At 73.7% G+C, this 7,157-nt stretch carries 6 protein-coding genes; 3 read left to right on the top strand and 3 right to left on the bottom strand.

The window, feature by feature from the left end; genetic code table 11:
* Nucleotides 1-113 precede the first annotated feature (113 nt).
* Nucleotides 114-1,514: a glutamate decarboxylase gene (locus ACRX5S_RS04140; RefSeq protein WP_436771341.1), complete on the bottom strand. Its 1,401-nt coding sequence runs from the start codon at nt 1,512-1,514 to the stop codon at nt 114-116.
* Nucleotides 1,515-1,716: 202 nt separating this feature from the next.
* Here ACRX5S_RS04140 and ACRX5S_RS04135 point away from each other — a divergent pair, with 202 nt between their 5' ends.
* Both ACRX5S_RS04135 and ACRX5S_RS04130 read left to right on the top strand, forming a co-directional pair.
* Nucleotides 1,717-2,451 carry an ArsR/SmtB family transcription factor gene (locus ACRX5S_RS04135; RefSeq protein WP_436771340.1) on the top strand — a complete coding sequence of 245 codons (735 nt, stop codon included), beginning with the start codon at nt 1,717-1,719 and terminating at the stop codon, nt 2,449-2,451.
* Nucleotides 2,448-3,836, top strand: coding sequence for an MFS transporter (locus ACRX5S_RS04130; RefSeq protein WP_436771339.1), 1,389 nt, complete (start codon nt 2,448-2,450; stop codon nt 3,834-3,836). Before ACRX5S_RS04135 ends, ACRX5S_RS04130 begins: the two co-directional genes overlap by 4 nt.
* A gap of 41 nt (nt 3,837-3,877) precedes the next feature.
* Here ACRX5S_RS04130 and ACRX5S_RS04125 read toward each other — a convergent pair whose 3' ends face one another.
* The gene (locus ACRX5S_RS04125; protein ID WP_436771338.1) at nt 3,878-4,330 is read right to left on the bottom strand and encodes a winged helix-turn-helix transcriptional regulator; all 453 of its coding nucleotides are present in this window, start codon (nt 4,328-4,330) and stop codon (nt 3,878-3,880) included.
* A 308-nt stretch (nt 4,331-4,638) separates the two neighbouring features.
* Between ACRX5S_RS04125 and ACRX5S_RS04120 the strand changes: the two genes are divergently transcribed.
* Nucleotides 4,639-5,856 carry an MFS transporter gene (locus tag ACRX5S_RS04120; protein WP_436771707.1) on the top strand — a complete coding sequence of 406 codons (1,218 nt, stop codon included), beginning with the start codon at nt 4,639-4,641 and terminating at the stop codon, nt 5,854-5,856.
* Between the two features lie 22 nt (nt 5,857-5,878).
* Here ACRX5S_RS04120 and ACRX5S_RS04115 read toward each other — a convergent pair whose 3' ends face one another.
* Nucleotides 5,879-7,114, bottom strand: a complete 1,236-nt coding sequence (locus tag ACRX5S_RS04115; RefSeq protein WP_436771337.1) for an epoxide hydrolase family protein — start codon at nt 7,112-7,114, stop codon at nt 5,879-5,881.
* Nucleotides 7,115-7,157 lie beyond the last annotated feature (43 nt).

Genomic DNA, 7,157 nt, shown 5'->3' with positions numbered 1-7,157 from the left:
GGGGATGTAGTCGGCGACCTCGCCCGCGCCGATGTGCGGTGCGGTGGCGGCGGTGACGAACTCGACGACGGCGGCCAAGTCGATGTCGGCGGTGTCCGGGGTCGGCAGCGGCATCAGTGGTGGAATCCGGCGCGGTCGGCGTCCGCGGGCGCGCCGTGGGTGAGGCGGTCGAGCGAGCGGCGGATGTCGTCGGCGAGGAGGGCGATCTCGTCGCGGCCGATGCCGTGCCGGATCAGGACGCGCTGCACGACGGTGTCGTCGCGGTCGGCGGGCAGCGGGTAGGAGGGGACCTGCCAGCCGCGCATGCGGAGCTGGTCGGAGAGGTCGTACAGGCTGAACCCGCAGCCGCCGGGGTCGGTGAGGGTGTATGAGACGGCGGGCAGCGCGCCTTTGCCGTCGTACAGCAGGGTGAACGGGCCCATGGCGGCGATCTCGCGGGCGAGGGCCTGGGCGGTGTCGGCGCAGGCCTGTTGGACGCTGCGGTAGCCGCCGCGGCCCAGGCGCAGGAAGTTGTAGTACTGGGCGACGATCTCGCCGCCGGGGCGGGAGAAGTTGAGGGCGAAGGTGGGGATGTCGCCGCCGAGGTAGTTGACGCGGAAGACGAGGTCGTCGGGGAGGAGGTCGGCGCTGCGCCACACGGCCCAGCCGACGCCGAGCGGGGCGAGGCCGTACTTGTGGCCGGACGCGTTGATCGAGGCGACGCGTTCGAGGCGGAAGTCCCAGACGACGTCGGGGTGCAGGAACGGGGCGACGAAGCCGCCGCTGGCGGCGTCGACGTGGACGGGGACGTCCCAGCCGGTGTCGGCGTGGATGCGGTCGAGTTCGGCGGCGATCTCCCGCACGGGCTCGTAGTCGCAGGTGAAGGTCACGCCGAGGATGGCGACGACGCCGATGGTGTTCTCGTCGACGTGGTCCCGGAGTTGGTGGGCGCGCAGGCCGGTGGCGCCCGGCTCCAGGGGGACCTGCCGCAGTTCGACGTCGAAGTAGCGGGCGAACTTCTCCCAGCAGATCTGCACCGGCCCGCACACCAGGTTGGGCCGGTCGGCCGGTTCGCCCTCGGCGCGGCGGCGTTCGCGCCAGCGCCACTTGAGGGCGAGGCCGCCGAGCATGGCGGCCTCGCTGGAGCCGGTTGTGGAGCAGCCCATGGCGTTGCCGCCGGCGGTGGTCGGGGCGTTCCACAGGTCGGCGAGGATGTTGACGCAGCGGGACTCGATCTCCGCGGTCTGCGGGTACTCGTCCTTGTCGATCATGTTCTTGTCGAGGCACTCGTCCATGAGCCGGTGGACCTCGTCGTCGGTCCAGGTCGTGCAGAACGTCGCGAGGTTCTGCGCGGCGTTGCCGTCGAGGAGGAGTTCGTTGTGGATGACGGCGTAGACGACGTCGGCGGGGGAGTGGTGGTCGGGCATCCGGTACTTGGACAGCGTGTGCCGGCTGAGCGCCGTGGAGAAGACGTCGGCGGACGCGTCCGTGGACGCGTCGGGTGCGCCCGGGTCCCTCGCCTCGTGCAGTGCCACCGCGGGCCCCTCTCGCTTCACGCCTGCTCGCCACTCCCCATGCCCTTCGGACAATAAGTGACAAATGGGGCGGACGGTAGTGGAGTGACCCGCTTGACGGACCCGAACCCGGGCGTCCCGGACCTTCGCGGAGACTTCTTCGCGAACACTCATTTGCGAAGAAGTGTTTGCGAAGAAGTGTTTGCGGTCTACCGTGGACGGCGTGACCGACACCGCGAACACGCCCGACAACCCGCAGCCCAACACCCCGCAGCCCGACAACGCCCAGGTCCCGACCGGGGAGTCGGTGGTCCTGGACGCCAAGGGCCTGCGTGCCCTCGCCCACCCCGTGCGCGTGCAACTCGTCGGTCTGCTGCGCAAGCACGGCCCGTCGACCGCCACCCGCCTCGCGGAACGCCTCGGCGTCAACTCCGGCACCGCCAGCTACCACCTGCGCCAACTCGGCGCCGCCGGATTCGTCGCGGAGGACACCGCGCTCGGCAACGCCCGCGAACGCTGGTGGCGCGCCGTCCACCAGGTCACCGAACTCGGCGACCGCGACCTGGCCGACCTCGAACCCGAGGCCACCCTCGCCTACCTCCAGTCCGTCGCCGCCACCTACACCCTGCGCGTCCAGCAGACCCTCAACGGCCTCCAGACCATGCCCCGCGCCTGGCGGGACGGCTTCGACATGAGCGACTGGGCGCTGCGCCTGACCGCCGACGAGACCGCCGCGCTGCGCCGCGAACTCACCGCCGTCCTCGACCGCTACCGCCGCGACCTCCCCGACACCGCCGCCGACGCACCCGAGGGATCGGCGCGCGTCGGCGTCATCGCCCTGGTACTGCCCGAACCCGACGACAACCCGATCGACAACCCTGACGGCAGCGCAGACGGCAACACGGGCCGCGACACGGGCGACGACGCGCGCGACATGCGAGAGGCCGAGCCGTTGTGACCGGCGACGCGCCCACGACCGGCCCCGAACACACACAGACTCCGCGACCCCGGTCGGTCCGCCCGCTGGCCGCCGTGCTCACCGCCATGGCCGTGTCCCTCACCGGTACGCGCGTCTCCGCCGTCGCCCTGCCCTGGTTCGTGCTCGTCACCACCGGCAGCGCCACCCGGACCGGGCTGGTCGCGTTCTGCGAGATGGCCCCCTACGTCGCCGCCAAGGCGCTCGCCGGGCCGCTCGTCGACCGGATCGGCCCGCGGCCGGTGTCCTGGACCACCGACCTCGCCAGCGCAGCCGCCGCCGCGGCGGTCCCCCTGCTCCACGTCCTCGGCCTGCTGTCCTTCCCGCTGCTGCTCGCCCTCGTCGCCGTCGTCGGGGCGGCCCGCGGCCCCGCCGACTCGGCGAAGGAGGTCATGGTCCCGGACGCCGCCGAGCGCGGCGGCGTCCCGCTGGAACGCGCCACCGGCCTGTCCGGCGTCACCGAGCGCCTGGCGTCCACCCTCGGCCCCGCGGTCGGCGGCGGCCTCGTCGCACTCCTCGGCCCGGTCGCCGGACTCGCCGTCAACGCCGCCTGCTTCGCCCTCGGCTCCCTCGTCGTCGCGCTCGCGCTCCCACCCGCGATGGGACGCGCGTACGAGGACCACCGCCCCGAAGGCGCAGCCGAGAGCGGCGGCGAACAGCCGGGGCAGCCGGGGGAGCCGGGGGAGCCGGGCTACTGGAGGCGGTTCGGCGAAGGGCTCGCGTTCCTGCGCGGCGAACCGCTGCTGCTGACCGTCATCGTGATGCTCGGCGTCACCAACCTCCTGGACATGGCGTTCTCCTCGGTCCTCCTGCCGGTCTGGGCCAAGGAGTCCGGCCACGGGCCGACCGCGATCGGGCTGACCGGGACCGTGATGGGCGCGTCCGCCGTGGCGGGGAGCCTCGTCGCCGCGGCGGCCGCGCACCGGCTGCGGCGCCGGATCGTGTTCTTCGGCGGGTTCCTGCTCGCCGGCGCACCCAGGTTCCTCGTCCTCGCCGCCGACGCGCCCATGGGCGCGGTGCTCGCCGTGTTCGCGGTCGCCGGGTTCGGGGCGGGATTCCTCAACCCCGTGCTGGCGGCCGTCCTGTTCGAGCGCGTGCCGCGGCCGCTGCTGGGGCGGGTGAACGCGCTCGGCGACGCCCTGTCCTGGGCCGGGATCCCCCTCGGCGGTCTCCTCGCTGGCGCGGCCGTGGCGTCCGCCGGACTGGTGCCCGTGCTGGTCGCGGGCGGCGCGGCGTACTTCGCCGTCACCTGCCTGGCCGGACTGCGGCCCGAATGGCGGGAGATGGACCGCACCCGCGGCCGCGGCGCAGCCGCCGCGACGCAACCCGACGCAGCCCGGCGCGCCGCCGACCTCGGGGCGCCCTGAGGCCGCCGGACGACGGCCGGACGACCGCCGCACGGCCGCCCTCAGGCGGACGGGACCTTGCGGACGATGGTGTCGTCCGGGTCCACGCGCCGGCCGTCCGCGGCCAGCACCTCCAGCGGGCGCAGGCGCTCGCCGTGCTCGCGGTCGACCAGCTCGGAGTGCTCCTCGCCGGGGGAGAAGCAGTTGTCCTCGCCCCACTGGCGCAGCGCCACGACGACGGGGAACAGGGCCCTGCCCCGGGCGGTCAGCACGTACTCGCGGTAGGCGCTGCCGTCCGAGGCCGGGACGGTTTCGAGGACGCCGCTTGCGACGAGGGTGCGCAGGCGCGCGGTGAGGATGTTCTTCGCCACGCCCAGGCTGCGCTGGAACTCCCCGAAGCGGCGGCTCCCGTCGAAGGCGTCCCGCACGATCAGCAGGGACCACCAGTCGCCGATCGCGTCCACGGATCGCGCCACAGGGCATGCGGCGTCGTCGAAACGGGTCCTGCTCACCATGGCGAACACCCTCACTCCCAGTCTGGTTGCAACATGCTACCAAGCCGGGCTACGGTCACGCTGGTAGCAAGTTGAAACCAAAGTCGGACCATCTCTGGGGAGGAGCACCCGTGCCCGGACACTGCGAGGCGGACACAGCGGCAGCACAGCAGGCAGCACGGCAGTCAGCACAGCAGGCGGCGGGGCAGTCGGCGGGCCGGACAGGCCTGCCGCACCCGCAGAACCCCGCCTACGCACAAGGGAGTTCGGCGGCAGCGGCGGACCCGCGCCCGGCCCGCGGCGACGAGGACGGCGGCCCCGCCCACACCCTGTCCCGCCGCGTCGTCCTCCTCTTCGCCGTGGCCTGCGGCGCCGCGGTCGCGAACGTCTACCTCTCCCAACCCCTCCTCGTCACCATCGGCCACGACCTCGCCATGAGCCCGGCCCTAGTCGGCAGCGTCGTCACCCTCACCCACGTCGGGTACGCGCTGGGCCTGTTCCTCCTCGTCCCGCTCGGCGACACCGCCGACCGCAGACGCCTCGTCGTGACCCAACTCCTGCTCCTGGTCGGCGCGTTGGCCACGGTCGCCGCAGCCCCCACCGCGGCGGTCCTGCTCGCCGGGACGGCCGCCACCGGGCTCCTCGCCGTCGTCACCCAGACGATGGTCGCCTTCGCCGCCGCCCTCGCCCCGCCCGCCGCCCGCGGACGCGTCGTCGGCCTGGTCACCAGCGGCGTCGTCACCGGCATCCTGCTCGCCCGCACCGCGTCCGGCCTCCTCGCCGACCTCGCGGGCTGGCGCGCCGTCTACCTCGCCTCCGCGACCCTCACCGCACTCCTCGCCCTCGTCCTCCACCGCGTCCTGCCGCGCGGCGCCGGCGTGTCGGCCCCGACACCGATCCCGACCCCGACACCGACAGGGGTGCCGACGCCGAAGCTGCGGTACGGGCAACTCCTCCGCTCCACCGTCACCCTCTTCGCCCGCGAACCGCTCCTGCGGCTGCGCGCCGCGTTCGGCCTGCTGGTCTTCGCCGCGTTCAGCACCCTGTGGAGCAGCATCGCGCTGCCGCTCAGCGAGGCCCCGTACTCCCTCTCCCACAGCGCGATCGGCGCGTTCGGGCTCATCGGCGTCGCCGGGGCCCTGGCCGCGACCGCGGCGGGCCGCCTCAACGACCGCGGGCACTCCGGCCGGACCACCGGCGCCGCGCTCGCGCTGCTCACCGCGTCGTGGCTGCCGCTGGCGTTCACCCGCAGCTCGCTGTGGGCGCTCGCCCTCGGCATCGTCCTGCTCGACCTGGCCGTGCAGGCCGTCCACGTCACCAACCAGACCCTGATCCACGCCCTGCACCCGGACGCGGGCAGCCGCCTCATCGGCGGCTACATGGTCTTCTACTCCGCCGGCAGCGCCACCGGCGCCCTCGCCGCGACCTCCCTCTACACCGCGGCGGGCTGGGGGGCCGTGTGCGTCCTCGGCGCGGCGTTCAGCCTTGCCGCGCTGCTGTTGTGGGCGTGGACGCAGCGCGGCGCCGCCGGGGTCCGGACCCGGTGACGCACGAGTTGCGCGCGTCCGGTCACGGCCGCCGGCCGCGGAACGTGCGCCGCAGGTCGGACACCCACGCGTCGGGGTTCTCCCACGGGACGAAGTGGCCGCCGTGGTCGTGCGCGGTCACGTTGACGTGGTTGAACCACGCGCCCTGCGGCCCCTCCTCGAACGCCCGGACGCGCTCCTCGCCGCTGTGCACGCCCGGCGGGTTCTCGTACCCGACGAAGGTCAGCCCGACCGGCGCCTCCACGACCGGGGTGCGGTCGTGCGCCGGCGTCCACGGGTACCGGTTGGCGTTCGCGTAGTAGCGCATCGACGTCGCGATCGCGTTGTTCGCCCAGTAGATCGTGGCGTGGGTGAGCATGTCGTCCCGGCCGAACACCGACTCGACGTCGCCGCCGTTGTCGCTCCACGCGTTCCACCGCTCCAGCAGCCAGGCCAGCAGCCCGGCGGGGGAGTCGCTCAGCCCGTGCGCCAGGGTCGCGCCGTCGAGCATGTGCACGGCCAGGTGGCTCGCCGAGCGGCGGTCCATCTCGGTGATCCGGGCGCGGACGTCGGCGGGCTGGTCGTCGGTGAGCGGCCGGTTCCGGGCGAAGTCCCAGGCCCGCGGGCCGGTGAAGAAGTCGAGCGGCAGCCCGGACCCGATGTGGATGCCGTACAGCTCGTCCGCGTACTTGTGGCCGAGCTGGCTGGTGACGATCCCGCCGATGTCGCAGCCCCCGGCCGCGTACTTGCGGTACCCCAGGGTCTCGGTCATCAGCGTGTGCCAGAGGTCGGAGACCTTCCAGAAGTTGACGTCCGGGAAACCGGTGAGCGGGCCGGGGAAGCCGAAGCCGGGCAGGGACGGCACGATCACCTCGAACGCGTCGGCGGGGTCGCCGCCGTGCGCGGCCGGGTCGGCGAGCGGGCCCACCACCTTCGACCAGTGCCAGAACGTCCACGGCCAGCCGTGCGTGAGGATCAGCGGCACCGGGCGGGGGCCGCGGCCGGGCTCGCGCATGAAGTGCACCGGTACGCCCGCGACATCGGCCCGGTAGTGCTCGTGGCGGTTGATCGCCGCCTCGGCCTTCCGCCAGTCGAAGCCGTCCCGCCAGTACGCGACCAGGTCGCCCACGTAGTCGGCCGGGACGCCGTACGACCAGTCCTCGTTGCCCTCGTCCAGCGGCGGCCGGGTCGCGGCGAGGCGGGCGCGCAGGTCGTCGAGGACCGCGTCGGGGACGTGGATCGGGGCGGGCTCCAGGGGGAAGGCGTGCGCGGTGCTCATCGCGTGGTTCCTTTCACAGCGGTTCGGCGGGGCCTCGCCGTGG

The sequence above is a fragment of the Yinghuangia sp. YIM S09857 genome (assembly GCF_051388915.1).
Lineage (GTDB): Bacteria > Actinomycetota > Actinomycetes > Streptomycetales > Streptomycetaceae > Yinghuangia.
The sequence above is the reverse complement of the archived record's forward strand: the minus strand, read 5'-3'. Positions and strand labels throughout refer to the sequence as shown.

What these genes read in the sequence shown, in the direction of transcription:
- ACRX5S_RS04125 (WP_436771338.1), bottom strand. Translation starts at nt 4,330, where the DNA reads ATGGTGAGCAGGACCCGTTTCGACGACGCCGCATGCCCTGTGGCGCGA.
- ACRX5S_RS04115 (WP_436771337.1), bottom strand. Translation starts at nt 7,114, where the DNA reads ATGAGCACCGCGCACGCCTTCCCCCTGGAGCCCGCCCCGATCCACGTC.